Source organism: Escherichia sp. KS167_9B (assembly GCF_030295215.1).
In the GTDB taxonomy this organism is placed as follows: domain Bacteria; phylum Pseudomonadota; class Gammaproteobacteria; order Enterobacterales; family Enterobacteriaceae; genus Escherichia; species Escherichia coli_F.
This window is the reverse complement of record NZ_AP025754.1, coordinates 3,511,836-3,526,022: the sequence shown is the minus strand read 5'-3', so window position 1 is coordinate 3,526,022 and position 14,187 is coordinate 3,511,836. Positions and strand designations below refer to the sequence as shown.

At 48.9% G+C, this 14,187-nt stretch carries 28 protein-coding genes and 1 tRNA gene; 27 read left to right on the top strand and 2 right to left on the bottom strand.

Annotation, left to right across the window (positions count from 1 at the left end):
- The first annotated feature begins 296 nt into the window (after window positions 1-296).
- Both actS and QUE34_RS17755 read left to right on the top strand, forming a co-directional pair.
- Complete coding sequence (actS, locus tag QUE34_RS17760; RefSeq protein WP_001309712.1) at window positions 297-1,049, top strand: amidase activator ActS; 753 nt, start codon at window positions 297-299, stop codon at window positions 1,047-1,049.
- A 78-nt stretch (window positions 1,050-1,127) separates the two neighbouring features.
- Window positions 1,128-1,201 (top strand) — tRNA-Gly (locus QUE34_RS17755).
- Between the two features lie 573 nt (window positions 1,202-1,774).
- Here the strand turns inward: QUE34_RS17755 and QUE34_RS17750 are convergent.
- A complete protein-coding gene (locus tag QUE34_RS17750) occupies window positions 1,775-2,290 on the bottom strand; it encodes a DNA-binding protein (RefSeq protein WP_000191335.1) in 516 nt (171 codons plus the stop codon).
- 200 nt (window positions 2,291-2,490) lie between these two features.
- Here QUE34_RS17750 and QUE34_RS17745 point away from each other — a divergent pair, with 200 nt between their 5' ends.
- From QUE34_RS17745 to QUE34_RS17685, 14 genes are all read left to right on the top strand, one after another.
- Window positions 2,491-2,709: a helix-turn-helix domain-containing protein gene (locus QUE34_RS17745; RefSeq protein WP_000985458.1), complete on the top strand. Its 219-nt coding sequence runs from the start codon at window positions 2,491-2,493 to the stop codon at window positions 2,707-2,709.
- Window positions 2,710-2,711: 2 nt separating this feature from the next.
- Window positions 2,712-4,712 (top strand): transposase domain-containing protein, encoded by a 2,001-nt coding sequence (locus QUE34_RS17740; protein ID WP_097483554.1) that lies wholly within the window; start codon window positions 2,712-2,714, stop codon window positions 4,710-4,712.
- Between the two features lie 38 nt (window positions 4,713-4,750).
- Complete coding sequence (locus QUE34_RS17735; RefSeq protein WP_001026710.1) at window positions 4,751-5,689, top strand: AAA family ATPase; 939 nt, start codon at window positions 4,751-4,753, stop codon at window positions 5,687-5,689.
- Window positions 5,690-5,704: 15 nt separating this feature from the next.
- Window positions 5,705-5,932 carry a Kil protein family gene (locus QUE34_RS17730; RefSeq protein WP_000968313.1) on the top strand — a complete coding sequence of 76 codons (228 nt, stop codon included), beginning with the start codon at window positions 5,705-5,707 and terminating at the stop codon, window positions 5,930-5,932.
- Between the two features lie 2 nt (window positions 5,933-5,934).
- On the top strand, window positions 5,935-6,165 hold the full coding sequence (locus QUE34_RS28650; protein WP_001474059.1) for a hypothetical protein: 231 nt from the start codon (window positions 5,935-5,937) through the stop codon (window positions 6,163-6,165).
- 11 nt (window positions 6,166-6,176) lie between these two features.
- Window positions 6,177-6,440: a hypothetical protein gene (locus tag QUE34_RS17725; protein WP_001151291.1), complete on the top strand. Its 264-nt coding sequence runs from the start codon at window positions 6,177-6,179 to the stop codon at window positions 6,438-6,440.
- A 14-nt stretch (window positions 6,441-6,454) separates the two neighbouring features.
- Complete coding sequence (locus QUE34_RS17720) at window positions 6,455-6,874, top strand: hypothetical protein (protein WP_001101153.1); 420 nt, start codon at window positions 6,455-6,457, stop codon at window positions 6,872-6,874.
- Window positions 6,875-6,886: 12 nt separating this feature from the next.
- A complete protein-coding gene (locus tag QUE34_RS17715; protein ID WP_198600484.1) occupies window positions 6,887-7,174 on the top strand; it encodes a hypothetical protein in 288 nt (95 codons plus the stop codon).
- 19 nt (window positions 7,175-7,193) lie between these two features.
- Entirely contained in the window at window positions 7,194-7,718 is a 525-nt protein-coding gene (locus QUE34_RS17710; RefSeq protein WP_001107930.1) for a host-nuclease inhibitor Gam family protein, read from the top strand.
- A gap of 98 nt (window positions 7,719-7,816) precedes the next feature.
- Window positions 7,817-8,347, top strand: coding sequence for a hypothetical protein (locus QUE34_RS17705; RefSeq protein WP_105268664.1), 531 nt, complete (start codon window positions 7,817-7,819; stop codon window positions 8,345-8,347).
- Complete coding sequence (locus tag QUE34_RS17700; protein ID WP_000465549.1) at window positions 8,347-8,877, top strand: Mu-Gp12 family protein; 531 nt, start codon at window positions 8,347-8,349, stop codon at window positions 8,875-8,877. The genes QUE34_RS17705 and QUE34_RS17700 overlap by 1 nt, the downstream gene beginning before the upstream one ends.
- Window positions 8,864-9,046 carry a hypothetical protein gene (locus QUE34_RS17695; RefSeq protein ID WP_000429706.1) on the top strand — a complete coding sequence of 61 codons (183 nt, stop codon included), beginning with the start codon at window positions 8,864-8,866 and terminating at the stop codon, window positions 9,044-9,046. The genes QUE34_RS17700 and QUE34_RS17695 overlap by 14 nt, the downstream gene beginning before the upstream one ends.
- A 1-nt stretch (window position 9,047) precedes the next feature.
- Complete coding sequence (locus QUE34_RS17690) at window positions 9,048-9,356, top strand: hypothetical protein (RefSeq protein ID WP_001059084.1); 309 nt, start codon at window positions 9,048-9,050, stop codon at window positions 9,354-9,356.
- Window positions 9,353-9,655, top strand: a complete 303-nt coding sequence (locus tag QUE34_RS17685) for a hypothetical protein (RefSeq protein WP_105268663.1) — start codon at window positions 9,353-9,355, stop codon at window positions 9,653-9,655. The genes QUE34_RS17690 and QUE34_RS17685 overlap by 4 nt, the downstream gene beginning before the upstream one ends.
- Here QUE34_RS17685 and QUE34_RS17680 read toward each other — a convergent pair.
- The gene (locus QUE34_RS17680; RefSeq protein ID WP_105268662.1) at window positions 9,594-9,860 is read right to left on the bottom strand and encodes a hypothetical protein; all 267 of its coding nucleotides are present in this window, start codon (window positions 9,858-9,860) and stop codon (window positions 9,594-9,596) included. The two genes, QUE34_RS17685 and QUE34_RS17680, sit on opposite strands and share 62 nt — an antisense overlap.
- Window positions 9,861-9,929: 69 nt before the next feature.
- Here QUE34_RS17680 and QUE34_RS17675 point away from each other — a divergent pair, with 69 nt between their 5' ends.
- The 11 genes from QUE34_RS17675 (at window position 9,930) to QUE34_RS17630 (ending at window position 14,187) form a co-directional block, all read left to right on the top strand.
- Window positions 9,930-10,481, top strand: a complete 552-nt coding sequence (locus QUE34_RS17675; protein ID WP_105268661.1) for a gp16 family protein — start codon at window positions 9,930-9,932, stop codon at window positions 10,479-10,481.
- Window positions 10,478-10,867, top strand: coding sequence for a Mor transcription activator family protein (locus QUE34_RS17670; protein WP_001725322.1), 390 nt, complete (start codon window positions 10,478-10,480; stop codon window positions 10,865-10,867). The genes QUE34_RS17675 and QUE34_RS17670 overlap by 4 nt, the downstream gene beginning before the upstream one ends.
- Before the next feature lie 82 nt (window positions 10,868-10,949).
- Entirely contained in the window at window positions 10,950-11,510 is a 561-nt protein-coding gene (locus QUE34_RS17665) for a glycoside hydrolase family 108 protein (RefSeq protein WP_001113880.1), read from the top strand.
- A complete protein-coding gene (locus tag QUE34_RS17660) occupies window positions 11,503-11,733 on the top strand; it encodes a hypothetical protein (protein ID WP_021526011.1) in 231 nt (76 codons plus the stop codon). The genes QUE34_RS17665 and QUE34_RS17660 overlap by 8 nt, the downstream gene beginning before the upstream one ends.
- A gap of 112 nt (window positions 11,734-11,845) precedes the next feature.
- Window positions 11,846-12,268, top strand: a complete 423-nt coding sequence (locus QUE34_RS17655) for a Mor transcription activator family protein (RefSeq protein WP_001163385.1) — start codon at window positions 11,846-11,848, stop codon at window positions 12,266-12,268.
- Window positions 12,269-12,362: 94 nt separating this feature from the next.
- The gene (locus tag QUE34_RS17650; protein WP_000907406.1) at window positions 12,363-12,878 is read left to right on the top strand and encodes a lysozyme; all 516 of its coding nucleotides are present in this window, start codon (window positions 12,363-12,365) and stop codon (window positions 12,876-12,878) included.
- Window positions 12,862-13,248: a hypothetical protein gene (locus QUE34_RS17645; RefSeq protein ID WP_000141671.1), complete on the top strand. Its 387-nt coding sequence runs from the start codon at window positions 12,862-12,864 to the stop codon at window positions 13,246-13,248. The genes QUE34_RS17650 and QUE34_RS17645 overlap by 17 nt, the downstream gene beginning before the upstream one ends.
- Window positions 13,145-13,450 (top strand): Rz1-like lysis system protein LysC, encoded by a 306-nt coding sequence (gene lysC / locus QUE34_RS28645; protein WP_032141865.1) that lies wholly within the window; start codon window positions 13,145-13,147, stop codon window positions 13,448-13,450. Before QUE34_RS17645 ends, lysC begins: the two co-directional genes overlap by 104 nt.
- Entirely contained in the window at window positions 13,407-13,601 is a 195-nt protein-coding gene (locus tag QUE34_RS17640; RefSeq protein WP_001001316.1) for a hypothetical protein, read from the top strand. The genes lysC and QUE34_RS17640 overlap by 44 nt, the downstream gene beginning before the upstream one ends.
- Window positions 13,601-13,900: a DUF2730 family protein gene (locus QUE34_RS17635; RefSeq protein WP_000364295.1), complete on the top strand. Its 300-nt coding sequence runs from the start codon at window positions 13,601-13,603 to the stop codon at window positions 13,898-13,900. The genes QUE34_RS17640 and QUE34_RS17635 overlap by 1 nt, the downstream gene beginning before the upstream one ends.
- The gene (locus QUE34_RS17630) at window positions 13,897-14,187 is read left to right on the top strand and encodes a VpaChn25_0724 family phage protein (RefSeq protein WP_000606409.1); all 291 of its coding nucleotides are present in this window, start codon (window positions 13,897-13,899) and stop codon (window positions 14,185-14,187) included. The genes QUE34_RS17635 and QUE34_RS17630 overlap by 4 nt, the downstream gene beginning before the upstream one ends.

Sequence of the window (14,187 nt, the reverse complement as noted above, 5' to 3'; positions counted from 1 at the left end):
AAAATACAGATACGATACGAAACAGGACCCTGAATAGGGACAGTGATACGTATCAATATGAGTGGCGATAAAATCAATGTGATAAATCAGGATTATTACGCATCAGGATGGGAAATAGGGTAAAAGAGTCAGGAACTTCGATACCACCACAGCAAATATTTTGCTTATGATACTTCCCTTTGCCAAATGAAATTAATCTCTTTCTCAATTACCTCGTTTTTCCAGAAGCGAGAGATTGGGTATCCAGAGGCTGGCTGCTATGATATGGCGTCTTGTTTTTTAAGCGAGGAAAGATTTTGAGTGCGGGACGCCTGAATAAAAAATCTCTGGGTATCGTGATGTTGTTATCGGTTGGACTGCTTTTGGCGGGCTGTTCGGGTAGCAAATCATCCGATACAGGAACGTATTCCGGCTCCGTTTACACCGTGAAACGGGGGGATACGCTATATCGTATTTCGCGCACCACGGGAACCAGCGTAAAAGAGCTGGCGCGGCTGAACGGCATTTCCCCCCCTTACACCATTGAAGTTGGTCAGAAACTAAAACTGGGTGGGGCGAAAAGTAGCAGTACACGTAAATCAACCGCCAAATCAACGACCAAAACCGCATCGGTTACACCGTCATCAGCAGTACCAAAATCTTCCTGGCCGCCAGTAGGGCAACGTTGTTGGTTATGGCCAACGACAGGGAAAGTTATCATGCCGTATTCGACAGCTGATGGCGGCAATAAAGGGATTGATATCTCAGCTCCACGGGGTACACCTATTTACGCCGCGGGTGCAGGAAAGGTGGTGTATGTGGGCAACCAGCTGCGTGGCTACGGTAATCTCATCATGATTAAACACAGTGAAGATTACATTACGGCTTACGCCCATAATGACACGATGCTGGTAAATAATGGGCAAAGCGTGAAGGCTGGGCAAAAAATCGCCACTATGGGGAGCACTGATGCGGCATCGGTTCGCCTGCATTTCCAGATTCGTTACCGTGCAACGGCAATTGATCCGCTACGTTACTTGCCGCCTCAGGGCAGCAAGCCAAAATGCTGATGGCGAATTAATCAGCAGTCAGCAGCGCGGCACTTGCTAAGGAGAGCGTAAGGTTTATAATGCCTTACGCATCTCGAAGCGGGCGTAGTTCAATGGTAGAACGAGAGCTTCCCAAGCTCTATACGAGGGTTCGATTCCCTTCGCCCGCTCCAATTTATCTTCACCTCATCAATCTGCCATTTTTGCTGTATCTGATTTTCTATATTATCTTAATTCAATTGCTTCAGACTTTTCGCAATCGCTGTAACACTTCCCCATTTTTTTGTAAATAAAAAGCGTTTACGCAATGCAATCCTTTTGTAACAACCCAGGTAAAATACCTTATTTTCAAGTTGTTAAATAAGTGGTTATCTACGCTTTTAACAAACGATAGATGGAATATTTTATTGTATTGATTCACTTGAAGTACGAAAAAAACCGGGAGGACATTGGATTATTCGGGATCTGATGGGATTAGATTTGGTGGGGCTTGCAAGCCTGTAGCGCAAATTTTAGTCGTTAATCAATGAAACGCGAAAGATAGTAAAAAATTGCTTTTGTTTCATTGAAAATACGAAAAACAAAAACACTGCAAATCATTTCAATAACAGCTTCAAAAAACGTTCAAAACCGATAACAACCAGGCTGTAACCAAATGACTCATATCACAAATCAGCTCATGCCGTTTAGGTATGTTACATGTGTGATTATGTGAGGTGAAGTATGTTTTAGCTGGTTCATGGTTGTTATACGGCTTTTTTTACATCTTGTGGTTCTTGCGAAGGAGCTACAAGACCTTCCTGTTCATGAATACCATGCTCTGACAAAATCTCTTTGCGCTCTTCTGCTGGTAAAGTTTCTAGCATTTGGGCGAGTTGTATGCACTCACGCGATACGCCGTGCAGAGATTGGATTTGAGTCTGATCAAAGATACTTGGCATTAGTGCACTAAGTCCACCTTTACTAAGTAGCTTTAATGCCCTCTGGATTTCCTCTGGTTCTAACTCTGCAACCAAAGCCATTAACACAGAAGCTAACTTATAAGCTGACTTATCGTTATCTAATAACTGCGCCCCTCCTAATTCTGCCTGAGTGGCATCAGGTAATGAGCTGATATGGTATTCATAAGCAACACCCTTTACTCCTTTGATCTGTCTCTTTTTCCATCCCTCATTAGTTGCTTTGCGGCTAATACTACTTGCTGAAGACGGAAGACCAGCAACCCCTTGTAGCTCTTTAGCTGAAAACCATTCTTGTGTCATCACAAACCTCGCTTTAAATACACGATGTATTCAAAGAAATGAAAAATATATTCACTTTAAAATCATCGAGATAGATGAATTTCAAACAAAACATTTGAATACACTATTGTATTGACAATGTATTCACACTAGCATTGCTGCATACCTTATCAGCTACCTTGCGGCGTAGCTGATGGCGTAGCTTGTGAGGATTGCATTTTATGGCGATAAAGAAAAGTAAATGTGAAGACAAAAGTAGATACGACATTGTTGCTGATCTGCGCAAAAGAGGAAAAAGCCTAGCAGCTCTTGGTCGTGAGAACGGTCTCTCTATCTCTACGGTAAAAAATGCCTTGGATAAACCTTACCCTCGGGGGGAAAGAATCATTGCCGATGCATTGGGAGTTGAGCCACGAGACATCTGGCCTTCGAGGTATTGAAAATGCAACCACAATGTAATGATTGGTTTTCTGCAAAGAAATTAGAAGGGCTGATAGGTCTTCCAAAATCCTCTAGCGCGATCTCTCGTAAAGCAAGGTTAGAACAGTGGGTGTTTCGACAGATACACGGGGTAAGAGGAGTAGCCTATGAGTTTCATATCTCATCTTTACCAAAGGAAACGCAAGCTGCGTTGTTGCTTAGACAAGGAGAGATCGAAACAAGCCAGGGCCGTTTTGAAATCGCCCGCCCCACGCTGGAAGCCCATGATTATGATCGTGAGGCACTGTGGAGCAAATGGGATAACGCCAGCGATTCCCAGCGCAGACTTGCTGAAAAATGGTTGCCTGCGGTTCAGGCCGCAGACGAAATGCTGAACCAGGGGATTTCAACAAAAACGGCTTTTGCGACCGTTGCAGGGCATTACCAGGTCAGCGCATCCACTTTGCGGGACAAGTATTACCAGGTACAGAAGTTTGCGAAGCCTGACTGGGCGGCTGCGCTTGTTGATGGACGTGGTGCATCCCGTCGCAACGTTCACAAAAGTGAATTTGACGAGGATGCCTGGCAGTTTCTGATTGCAGATTATCTGCGACCGGAAAAGCCCGCCTTCCGCAAATGTTATGAGCGTCTGGAACTGGCAGCCCGCGAGCATGGCTGGAGTATTCCCTCCCGTGCCACGGCCTTTCGCCGGATTCAGCAACTGGACGAGGCAATGGTTGTTGCCTGTCGTGAAGGTGAACATGCACTGATGCATCTGATACCGGCACAGCAGCGAACTGTGGAACACCTGGACGCCATGCAGTGGATCAACGGCGACGGTTATCTGCATAACGTCTTTGTACGCTGGTTTAACGGTGATGTGATCCGCCCGAAAACATGGTTCTGGCAGGATGTGAAAACCCGAAAAATTCTGGGCTGGCGTTGCGATGTAAGCGAGAACATCGACTCAATTCGCCTCTCGTTTATGGATGTGGTGACACGCTACGGCATCCCGGAGGATTTTCACATCACCATTGATAACACCCGTGGTGCAGCGAATAAATGGCTGACGGGGGGCGCGCCCAATCGTTACCGCTTTAAGGTAAAAGAGGACGATCCAAAGGGACTGTTTTTACTGATGGGCGCGAAAATGCACTGGACAAGCGTTGTTGCCGGTAAAGGCTGGGGCCAGGCAAAACCTGTTGAACGTGCTTTCGGTGTTGGTGGGCTTGAGGAATACGTTGATAAGCATCCGGCACTGGCTGGCGCATATACGGGGCCAAATCCGCAGGCAAAACCTGATAACTATGGCGACCGCGCTGTTGATGCAGAGCTGTTTCTGAAAACCCTTGCCGAAGGTGTGGCGATGTTCAATGCCAGAACAGGCCGTGAAACAGAAATGTGCGGGGGCAAACTCTCGTTTGATGATGTTTTCGAGCGTGAATACGCCAGAACGATTGTGCGTAAGCCAACCGAAGAACAAAAACGGATGCTGTTACTGCCTGCCGAGGCGGTGAACGTTTCACGCAAAGGCGAGTTTACGCTTAAAGTTGGCGGCTCCCTTAAAGGCGCAAAAAACGTTTATTACAACATGGCATTAATGAATGCCGGCGTGAAAAAAGTTGTGGTCAGGTTTGATCCGCAGCAGCTACACAGCACGGTTTATTGTTACACCCTGGACGGTCGGTTTATCTGTGAAGCGGAATGTCTGGCACCTGTTGCATTTAATGATGCAGCGGCAGGCCGTGAATATCGCCGCCGCCAGAAACAACTGAAATCTGCAACTAAAGCAGCCATTAAGGCGCAGAAACAAATGGACGCGCTGGAAGTTGCTGAACTGCTGCCGCAGATAGCCGAACCAGCAGCACCAGAATCAAGGGTTGTTGGTATTTTCCGGCCTTCCGGTAACACGGTGCAGGTGAAATACCAGGAAGCCGATGATGAATATGAAACTGATCGTGATGAATATCTGAATCATTCACTGGATATTCTGGAACAGAACAGACGTAAAAAAGTCATTTAATTAACGTTTTAACAAAATTTAATTACGAGGTTATTCAGATGAATATTTCCGATATTCGCGCAGGACTGCGCACGCTTGTAGAAAATGAAGAAACCACCTTTAAACAAATTGCTCTTGAGAGCGGACTTTCTACCGGAACTATCAGTAGTTTTATCAATGATAAGTACAACGGGGATAACGAGCGTGTTTCACAAATGCTGCAACGCTGGCTGGAAAAATATCATGCAGTTGCAGAACTACCTGAACCGCCCCGCTTTGTGGAAACGCAGACGGTAAAACAAATCTGGACAAGTATGCGTTTTGCCAGCCTGACTGAAAGTATTGCTGTTGTATGTGGCAATCCTGGTGTGGGCAAAACCGAAGCGGCCCGTGAATATCGCCGCACCAATAACAATGTCTGGATGATCACCATTACGCCATCCTGTGCCAGCGTTTTGGAATGTCTTACTGAACTGGCGTTTGAGCTGGGAATGAATGACGCACCACGCCGTAAAGGGCCGCTCTCCCGCGCCCTGCGACGTCGCCTTGAAGGTACACAGGGGCTGGTTATCATCGACGAAGCTGATCATCTTGGTGCCGAAGTTCTGGAAGAACTCCGCCTGTTACAGGAATCAACCCGTATTGGCCTTGTACTGATGGGAAATCACCGGGTTTATTCAAATATGACGGGGGGTAACAGAACGGTTGAATTTGCCCGTCTGTTTTCCCGTATTGCAAAGCGTACTGCAATTAATAAAACCAAAAAAGCCGATGTAAAAGCTATTGCGGATGCCTGGCAGATTAACGGCGAAAAAGAACTGGAGTTATTACAGCAGATTGCGCAGAAACCAGGTGCGCTTCGCATTCTGAATCATTCACTTCGCCTTGCCGCCATGACGGCTCACGGTAAAGGTGAGCGTGTTAACGAAGATTATCTGCGTCAGGCTTTCCGTGAATTAGACCTGGACGTTGATATTTCAACGCTGCTGCGTAATTAAGAAGGAGAAGAAATTATGATGGCCCGAAATATAAAAATGGCAACGGATGCGCAGAACTGGTTACAGGCGCGCGGGAGTCATGTAAATGAATCATATCTCGGCGTGGCGCGTCCGATTCTTGAAATCACTTACCCACCGGTGGAACTGGTAAAAAGCGCGGTCAGAATTATGGAGCATAAGTCCGGGGTGGCCCGTTCTGTATGGACGGCCCGTCTTAATGGTTGCCAGATTATCTGGAGATAACGATGTGTACTAAAGCTGAAAAATATATTGAATGGGTTAAACGGGTACAGAATAACAATGTGCCTCTGACTGCATTTAATTGCCCCAAATGCAAAGAGCAAATTATGACGCAATGCTCACCAGAAAATGAAGTATGGGACTCCTTTGCATGTTGTCCGTGGTGCAGCGTGGTTTTCTTTAAGCAGGTAAAAGGCGCAAAGGTAAAAGCCAGCGCAGTTATTCAGAATCAATAAGGAGAAACAAAATGGCAAAGGTAATTATTGAAATTAAAAATACAGTATCTGGAACTAAAGGACGGCATTTGCGCACCAGTATTGCGGTAGGTGGTAGTGTGGAAATGGAAGGGGATGAGGCTACACTTGCAGGTCTGGTGGCGTTATTGGTGCTTAACAAAAGCCAGAAAATAATTAATGAGTCAGCTCATGAAGCCATTGAGATTTTGAAAAACGATGGTGTCATCACAGGTGGCAGTGTCACTGAAATGGCTGTTGAAAAAACATGTCACTAAAAGGAACGCTGACAATGAATGTCAAAATCCGAAATGAAATTCAGGCATTAATCCGAATTCAGGAACGCAATAACAACGGTGGTGAATTACGCGAGTTTATTTGCGCCCGGAAAGTTGATGATTGTGGTGAAAAGACTTACCTGATTGCTTTCGACCATTACAGCATCTGTGCGCGTTATTGCGGCGAAAGCATATCCCGCGCCATTGCATTTGGCGGTGCGTTCAACGTGGATTTATGGGAGTACGTCATGGACCGGGAATACATCTGCGCATCAGACCCTGAAGCCCGTGAAATGTGGCAGCGTATCTGGCGCGATTACCGGTTAATGGCAAAAGGCTGGGCGCGCTGCTGTTATTCCTCGCTTGCCCTGAAAGCGGTTCAGTTATCGCTGCGGCATATTCCGGCATCACTGCGCGAGCCTCTGCTGTACTGAATGGTGACTGACATGAAGTGTAATCGTAAGCGCTGGTCACGCGAAGACCGGGAATTTATCGAAGCCAACGTCGGGAAAATGACCATTGAAGAAATGGCGGAAAAACTGAAAGTCGCCACAACCGCCCTCCGGGCACATGCCAGAAGGCACGGAATATCATTGTGTGTATACCGAATCAGTGAACACGACAAATATTTATGTCGTGAACTTTATAAAGAAGGACTGGATATTCATGTCATTGCCCGAAAGATGGAATTAAGCAATCGAGATGTATCCAGCATTGTATACAGCGGATATTAATTAACAGGAGCTTTAATTTATGGCTAAACCAGCAAAACGTATCAAAAGTGCCGCAGCGGCTTATGTGCCACAAAACCGCGATGCGGTGATTACCGATATTAAACGCATCGGGGATTTACAGCGCGAAGCATCACGTCTGGAAACGGAAATGAATGATGCCATCGCGGAAATTACGGAGAAATTTGCGGCCCGGATTGCACCGATTAAAACCGATATTGAAACCCTTTCAAAAGGCGTTCAGGGATGGTGTGAAGCGAACCGCGACGAACTGACGAACGGCGGCAAAGTGAAGACGGCAAATCTTGTCACCGGTGATGTATCGTGGCGGGTCCGTCCACCATCAGTAAGTATTCGTGGTATGGATGCAGTGATGGAAACGCTGGAGCGTCTTGGCCTGCAACGCTTTATTCGCACGAAGCAGGAAATCAACAAGGAGGCGATTTTACTGGAACCAAAAGCCGTCGCAGGTGTTGCCGGAATTACGGTTAAATCGGGAATTGAAGATTTTTCCATTATTCCATTTGAACAGGAAGCCGGTATTTAATACCACCATTAATATTTAATTAATTCACATTCTTTTAATTATGGCGCGATGCGTCAGGGGATTGCTCGCGCCTGAAACAGATTACTGAGGAATAAAACATGGTTGATGCAAAAATTCTGAATGGTGTCAGCACATTATTACGGGCTTACGGACGCCTGACCTGCGGAGTTCTGGCTGAAAAAATGAATATGCTGCCCTCGTCAATGGTGTATTTCCTGCGTGATGCGGTTGATGCCGGAGTGCTCACCGAATGCAACGGATTTTATGACGTTCCGCGCCCGCGTCCGACGCCGCCTGTAAGACGAAACGCAACTGAGCAGCCTGCTGTTGATGATGCCGCGTGGTGTTCCTTCCGCCGCTCATTGCCCTGGCTGGAAGGCAATGCCATTCCGGCACTGGCAAAAGAATTTGCAACAGGCGTACTGACCTGCGAGTCGGTTTACATCGTTGCGGAAGTGGATGACGAAATGTGCGAACAGGGAATGCCCCGTTTTGTGATGGCTTATATCGATATCCGGCTGGGGCGTTTTATTTGCAGTTCAAGCGCCTGGAATATCACCGACCATGTACTGCGTTATCTCATTCTTGATTGTTCTCCGGCTCCCGCAACGATGCAGGAGGTGGCGTGATGTTTTTTAAAACGTCAAATCCCGCAGCACTGCTGGCATGGGACCAGTTTATGGCGGACTGCCTGAAACTACGCGAAGAAGCCCGCCATCTTGATAAGGTTCTGGGTTGTGGTTGCCGGTCAGTATTCAGCACAGGTATTGGTGGGCGTCATTTTCATGGCGTGAATTTTCCGGGGAATGAGCGACCTTTCTCGCCGGAGTTGTGGACTGTACAACGCTCCGCATCAGGTAACAGTTGCAGGCCAAGAACATCGCGCATTCCTGCACATCTGCGGGAGCAGTCAAAAGAGCTGGCGAAAATATGGCAGGAGAATATTCCGGTCACTTATGCCCGTACTGACGCTCTCTTACCCGCACTGGGACTGGATTTCAGCGCAACAATATTCGGCCCGCTCCGGTGGTTCCGTGTTGGTGATGTGATTTACGTCATGACAGGGATGACTCCCGCACAGGGCCGCATGACTGAAATCCTTTCTGACGAATTTATCCGGGCGCAAAAACAGGCGGAGGTAAACAATGGAAAACAATGAAACATCGTATTCGTGGCTGGGGAAATTTACCACGGTGAAACAGGAATGCCCGACCTGCGGTAATGAATCCCCTGAATATCTGAAAGAGTGCCCTCATTGTGGCGGGCAGAAATGTAACCACTGCGATATGGGCGATGACACGGCGTGCATGAATTGTGAAGGTGAGTGACATGAATAATGGTGTATTTTCAAAATCAGAAGAGCTTGCCGCCCTGCTGATTGCCGGTGGTTTGCCGAAAAAAGAAGTGCATGACTTTGTGAATTTTGTATATGAGCCGTCTCATGAAAAAGCTATTGATGAGGTCATGGCGTACCGGTTTGGCATTATTGCTGAGTCACTGAGTCCTCACTGGATTATTGAAAATCTCCGCGCTATTGCTGATGGCAACGATAAATCAGCAGCCGTTGCTGCACTGGATGTGTTACGGCAAATGAGTCTGAAATTTTATCCTGAATTTATTCTGAGGGCCGCAAAATGAAAAATGAAGATAAATTTACTCCCCTTAATATTGATAACGTCATGGCTGAAAAAGGGATGCTGGAACGTGTTCGCGCTATCGTTGAATATGGTATTAAGCATAATCTCACCGCCAGAGAAGTCCGTGACATTATCAACCGCGAAATGAATCGTCTGGAAACAGTAGTGGCACTGCAAAATGAAACAGCCCGCGAGGAGTACATCCGCCGCAGGCTGGGGTTATCAGACCAGGATATTGTTACTGACGCTCATGTGTTTGAGGCTTTTGAGATCCGTCAGCATCTGGGTATAACGAACTGATAATGTCTTCCATGATCTTTGACAGTTGCATGTTTTCGCGGCGGCTTGTTCTTATTGCAGGCGCATCTTTTAAAATCTCTGCTGAAGAGCTGAAAATGGCCTGGCCCTCTTCTGCGGTGATGATCGCCTTCTTCACCAGAAGGCGCACCAGTGCTGATGCAATCGCATAACCTGCAACATCATAAGGTTGTACATTATTTTCCATAAAATCCTCTCTGATTGATGTGTAAATTCAGGCGGTGTTGCAGCACCGCCTCTTTCCGGAGGTACGATCATGAATCGCACATCCCTGATTAAATTAATCCATGTCGCCCGTCGGGAGCTACAACTCGACGACGACACTTACCGCGCTTTTCTGATGCAGAAAACGGGCAAAATCAGTTGCCGCGAGCTGACGGTTACGCAACTGGAACAGGTGCTCGATGCCATGAAAGAACGCGGCTTTAAGAAGCTGAATAAACATCCACGTCGCCGCTTTAAGGGGCATGTCACGCCCCGCGAGAAGGTATACAAAGTCTGGCAGCAGATGGCAGAAGACGGTTTTATTACCGATGACGGTGATGTGGCGCTGGATAAATATGTTCAGCGCCTGACGGCGAAACGTAATGGCAGACAGGGTGTTTCCACGCTGGCGTGGTGTCATGGCGACACCCTGTTGATTGTTCTCGAAACTCTCAAGCAGTGGCATATCCGCTGTATTCGTGAAGCCTTTTCCCGTCACGGGCTTCCGTTGCCAGTCAGTCCGTCCGGGCGTGAACTGCGCGGCTATGATGCCATGACGGCGGCTTATGCCCGTGCCAGAAAGACACGGAGGATGGCACAATGACGGAAGATTTATTTGGTGATTTGCAGGATGACACCATCCTGGCACATCTTGACAATCCCGCAGAGGATACGTCACGCTTTCCGGCACTGCTGGCGGAGCTGAACGATTTACTGCGCGGGGAATTGTCCCGGTTAGGTGTTGACCCGGCCCATTCACTGGAGATTGTTGTGGCTATCTGTAAGCATCTGGGCGGCGGTCAGGTCTACATTCCACGCGGTCAGGTTCTGGATTCGCTTATTCGGGATTTGCGTATCTGGAATGATTTCAACGGTCGCAATGTTCACGAACTGGCAATCCGTCATGGTGTGACATTTAACACAGTCTATAAAGCCATCCGACGAATGCGGCGTATAAAGTATCGTCAGTATTCCCCCCCTTTGTTTTAAACAGTAAAGCCGGTTAATCCGGCTTTTTTTACGCCCTCAATATTCTGTTGTGACGATAAAACGTTCATGACAGGAGGGCAACATGCCTGAGTTTTCCCCTGCATTCCTTCATTCGCTGAATTTCGTTATACGCCCTGATGTTGAAGGTGGCTATGTTAATGATCCTGCCGACCGTGGCGGCGAAACGAAATACGGTATTTCTGACCGTCGCGACGGCGTTATTGATGGCAAAACCGATGTTAACGGTGACGGAAAACCTGATACCCGCATTAAGGATTTAACCCGCGAGCAGGCGGCGCAGATCTACTGGCGTGATTACTGGCTGGCGGCAAAGTGTAACGAATGGCCTGATGGCGTTTCCTTATTCGTTTTTGATGCTGCCGTTCAGCACGGTGTTAAACGCGCGATTCAGATCCTCCAGGCGGCAGCAGGTGTTGATGATGATGGCATCGTCGGTAAAAACACACGCGCAGCCGTTCTGCGTGCCGATACTGACTGGCTGCTGTTGCAGTGCTTCCTGCGTCGTTCCCGCTATTACGCAGGGATTATCAAATCCAGTGCCTCGCAGGGGAAATATCTGAATGGCTGGTTTAACCGTCTGGATCTGCTCGCCAGCGCCTGTCGGGAGGTTCTGCATGGGTAAAGGGTGGGATGCGTCCTTTCAGTTCGGCAGGCGTGAACGTTTACGACAGGAGGTATTACATCGGGAGGCCGGAGGCCCACCACCAAAGCCAATGGATTACACAGGGCACGATGGCACCCACGGAAGTTATTACATGAAAGGCTGGCAGTCCGTTGATATGCCAGAAATTATCCACCATTGCCGGCGTTACAGAGAAAAATACCATGTACAGAAAATTCAGTGATGAATGTTTCGGGCCGTCCACGCTGATGAGTGCGATAAAAGTGATTGCCCTTGTGGTTCTGATAACCATCAGTGCCGTGGTGTATCTTTCTGTCTGTTAACCGGGGGAAAATATGCAGCATGATTTATTTGAACACGATCCGGCAATTCGCCAGTTAATCGGACATATTGATAACATCCCGGCCCCGGAACTGGAATCACGCTGGCCCCGTTCGGTGGTTGATCTGATTGATGTTCTGGAAAACGAACTGAAACGCCAGAACGTCAGCAATCCCCGTGAACTTGCCCGTAAACAGGCCGTTGCCCTGTCCTGTTTTCTGGGTGGACGGCAGTTTTACATCCCCTGCGGCGATACGATCCTGACCGCGTTACGCGACGATTTGCTTTACTGCCAGTTTAATGGTCGTAACATGGAAGAACTGCGTCGCCAGTACCGCCTGTCCCAGCCGCAGATCTACCAGATTATTGCCCGCCAGAGAAAGCTGCATACACGACGTCATCAGCCTGATCTGTTCTCACCTGAAAGCCCAAAATAACCGGCATCCTGCCGGTTATTTCCTGTCACCATAATCCCGCACCTGCCACCTGATTTTTTAGACTGCCATCAGAGCATTTTTTCAGGGAAGCATGATGGCGGGGATACCAAAAAAACTGAAAGCCACACTGCTGGCTGTAACGATTGCCGGTGGCGGTGTGGGTGGTTATCAGGAAATGACCCGTCAGTCTCTGATCCACCTGGAAAATATCGCTTATATGCCTTACCGCGATATTGGCGGTGTGCTTTCGGTCTGTGTGGGGCATACCGGGCCGGATATCGAAATGCGCCGTTACAGCCATGCGGAGTGTATGGCTCTCCTCGACAGTGATTTAAAACCGGTTTATGCGGCAATCGATCGTCTTGTCAGGGTGCCGCTGACGCCATATCAGAAAACGGCGCTGGCAACGTTTATTTTCAACACCGGTGTTACCGCATTCAGTAAATCAACGCTGCTGAAAAAACTCAATGCCGGTGATTACGCCGGAGCGCGTGACCAGATGGCCCGCTGGGTGTTTGCCGCAGGCCATAAATGGAAAGGACTGATGAACCGTCGCGAAGTGGAAATGGCTATCTGGAATATCAGGGGGGCGGATGACCTTCGCCAGTAAAAGTTTACTGCTGGCAGCCGTGTTTGCCGCCGTTCTGTCCGGGGTGTTGTGGCACAGGCTGGACAGCACCCGCCACGATAACCAGACGCTGCGCCGTGAATTACAGACGGAGCAACAGGCCCGCAACACGGCTGAATGGTTGTTACACGGTCAGGAACAGACGATGCAGGTATTTTCCGCTATCCGTGCCGCAAATCGTGCCGCGCGGCTGGCAGATGAGACAGAACATCATGATGCAAAACAAAAAATTACAACCGCCATTACCGGTGACAATTGCAGCACTCGTCCTGTGCCTGCCGTTGCTGCTGACAGGTTGCGGGAACTCGAAAAACGCACCCGTGCCATCGGTGGTGATCCTGCCCGAAACTGATGCAGAACTGACGGAAGCAACGCCCGTTCCGCCCATGCCACAGCCCCTGACGTGGGGAGCATCCCTTCTCTGGAATGCTGACCTGTTGATGGCGCTCGGGCAGTGCAACCGCGACAAGGCATCAGTCCGGGAACAGGAGACCCGAAGGAAAGAAATTTATGAACGAAGACCAGAACCGGGCGGTGGCGCTGCTGCTCGCTGAACTCTGGCAGGGGGATACCCGTGATATTCCCCGCCCGGCGGCGTATGACCCGCCTGTATTGTGTGCCGGTTGCGGTCGTGAGCTGCGGCCTGATGTGCTGAGACAGCAGCCGATGGCGAACTACTGCCACTGGTGCCGTGGAGCAGAATAATGGATTTGATTTCAGTTTTAGCGTTATGGCCTTACCTGTTGCCTGTTGTGGCCGGTGGGGCCGTCTGGGCAATGCGTCGTAGTTTTGCCAGCACTGAGCGTGTGGAGCGTCTTGAAAACCGGATGACCGAAATGGAAACCCGCTACGCCAGCATCCCTGGCACAGAAGATGTACACGAAATGCGCCTGCGAATTGCAGAGCTGTCCGGCGATATCCGGGTGCTGTCCCAGCGGGTGCAGTCATTTTCCCATCAACTGGAGCTGCTGCTTGAAAACGCAGTAAACCGGAGTAATTCATGATTAACGATATTCTGACCGAAGACCGTCGTCTGGTCATCCTGCGTTCCCTGATGGACTGCAATAACGAAGCAAACGAATCCATCCTTCAGGACTGTCTGGATGCATACGGACACAACGTTTCCCGCGATGTGGTTCGCGGCCAGATTGACTGGCTGGCAGAGCAGCAACTGGTCACCGTGGAAAACCTGCGCGGCTTTTATGTCGTAACGCTGACCTCCCGAGGTCAGGATGTGGCAGAAGGTCGTGCCCGCGTTGCCGGTGTCAAGCGTCCTCGTCCCCGTGCATGA

Excerpts from the sequence above, each read along its gene's own strand:
- QUE34_RS17695 (WP_000429706.1), top strand. The coding sequence starts at position 8,864 with ATGGAAAACAATGAAACATCGTATTCGTGGCTGGGGAAATTTACCACG.
- QUE34_RS17720 (WP_001101153.1), top strand. The coding sequence starts at position 6,455 with ATGAATGTCAAAATCCGAAATGAAATTCAGGCATTAATCCGAATTCAG.
- QUE34_RS17675 (WP_105268661.1), top strand. The coding sequence starts at position 9,930 with ATGAATCGCACATCCCTGATTAAATTAATCCATGTCGCCCGTCGGGAG.
- QUE34_RS17690 (WP_001059084.1), top strand. The coding sequence starts at position 9,048 with ATGAATAATGGTGTATTTTCAAAATCAGAAGAGCTTGCCGCCCTGCTG.
- QUE34_RS28650 (WP_001474059.1), top strand. The coding sequence starts at position 5,935 with ATGTGTACTAAAGCTGAAAAATATATTGAATGGGTTAAACGGGTACAG.
- QUE34_RS17645 (WP_000141671.1), top strand. The coding sequence starts at position 12,862 with ATGACCTTCGCCAGTAAAAGTTTACTGCTGGCAGCCGTGTTTGCCGCC.
- QUE34_RS17630 (WP_000606409.1), top strand. The coding sequence starts at position 13,897 with ATGATTAACGATATTCTGACCGAAGACCGTCGTCTGGTCATCCTGCGT.
- QUE34_RS17715 (WP_198600484.1), top strand. The coding sequence starts at position 6,887 with ATGAAGTGTAATCGTAAGCGCTGGTCACGCGAAGACCGGGAATTTATC.
- QUE34_RS17735 (WP_001026710.1), top strand. The coding sequence starts at position 4,751 with ATGAATATTTCCGATATTCGCGCAGGACTGCGCACGCTTGTAGAAAAT.
- QUE34_RS17680 (WP_105268662.1), bottom strand. The coding sequence starts at position 9,860 with ATGGAAAATAATGTACAACCTTATGATGTTGCAGGTTATGCGATTGCA.
- QUE34_RS17655 (WP_001163385.1), top strand. The coding sequence starts at position 11,846 with ATGCAGCATGATTTATTTGAACACGATCCGGCAATTCGCCAGTTAATC.
- QUE34_RS17635 (WP_000364295.1), top strand. The coding sequence starts at position 13,601 with ATGGATTTGATTTCAGTTTTAGCGTTATGGCCTTACCTGTTGCCTGTT.
- QUE34_RS17730 (WP_000968313.1), top strand. The coding sequence starts at position 5,705 with ATGATGGCCCGAAATATAAAAATGGCAACGGATGCGCAGAACTGGTTA.
- QUE34_RS17665 (WP_001113880.1), top strand. The coding sequence starts at position 10,950 with ATGCCTGAGTTTTCCCCTGCATTCCTTCATTCGCTGAATTTCGTTATA.
- QUE34_RS17740 (WP_097483554.1), top strand. The coding sequence starts at position 2,712 with ATGCAACCACAATGTAATGATTGGTTTTCTGCAAAGAAATTAGAAGGG.
- QUE34_RS17705 (WP_105268664.1), top strand. The coding sequence starts at position 7,817 with ATGGTTGATGCAAAAATTCTGAATGGTGTCAGCACATTATTACGGGCT.
- QUE34_RS17750 (WP_000191335.1), bottom strand. The coding sequence starts at position 2,290 with ATGACACAAGAATGGTTTTCAGCTAAAGAGCTACAAGGGGTTGCTGGT.
- QUE34_RS17660 (WP_021526011.1), top strand. The coding sequence starts at position 11,503 with ATGGGTAAAGGGTGGGATGCGTCCTTTCAGTTCGGCAGGCGTGAACGT.
- QUE34_RS17685 (WP_105268663.1), top strand. The coding sequence starts at position 9,353 with ATGAAAAATGAAGATAAATTTACTCCCCTTAATATTGATAACGTCATG.
- QUE34_RS17700 (WP_000465549.1), top strand. The coding sequence starts at position 8,347 with ATGTTTTTTAAAACGTCAAATCCCGCAGCACTGCTGGCATGGGACCAG.
- QUE34_RS17670 (WP_001725322.1), top strand. The coding sequence starts at position 10,478 with ATGACGGAAGATTTATTTGGTGATTTGCAGGATGACACCATCCTGGCA.
- QUE34_RS17725 (WP_001151291.1), top strand. The coding sequence starts at position 6,177 with ATGGCAAAGGTAATTATTGAAATTAAAAATACAGTATCTGGAACTAAA.
- QUE34_RS17650 (WP_000907406.1), top strand. The coding sequence starts at position 12,363 with ATGGCGGGGATACCAAAAAAACTGAAAGCCACACTGCTGGCTGTAACG.
- QUE34_RS17745 (WP_000985458.1), top strand. The coding sequence starts at position 2,491 with ATGGCGATAAAGAAAAGTAAATGTGAAGACAAAAGTAGATACGACATT.
- QUE34_RS17710 (WP_001107930.1), top strand. The coding sequence starts at position 7,194 with ATGGCTAAACCAGCAAAACGTATCAAAAGTGCCGCAGCGGCTTATGTG.
- QUE34_RS17640 (WP_001001316.1), top strand. The coding sequence starts at position 13,407 with ATGAACGAAGACCAGAACCGGGCGGTGGCGCTGCTGCTCGCTGAACTC.